Annotated in this window: 1 pseudogene; it reads left to right on the forward strand. The window is 63.6% G+C overall.

The annotated features are described in order from the left end of the window. Positions 1 to 294, forward strand: a pseudogene (locus NE591_RS14975) (RsmD family RNA methyltransferase); the annotation flags it as partial.

Raw genomic sequence — 294 nt, forward strand, 5'->3', positions numbered from 1 at the left:
GAACACGCGCCAGACCAATGTCATCTTGGACGACAAGGAGCGCGTGCTCTTTGGCCCCGGATTCATCTTGGACACGCTGTGCGGACTCACGTTCCGCATCTCGTCGCAGTCGTTCTACCAGGTGAACGCCACGCAGACCGAGGTGCTTTACGACGAGGCCATCCGCTTGGCGAATCTTACGGGCGTCGAGACGGGTATCGACGCCTATTGCGGCACAGGCACCATTGGGCTGGTGGCCGCGAGCCGTGGGGCGGCCCGCGTTATCGGCGTCGATTCCGTGGAGGCGGCCATCCG

It is taken from the genome of Adlercreutzia sp. DFI.6.23 (genome assembly GCF_024462535.1).
GTDB classification, from domain to species: domain Bacteria; phylum Actinomycetota; class Coriobacteriia; order Coriobacteriales; family Eggerthellaceae; genus Adlercreutzia; species Adlercreutzia rubneri.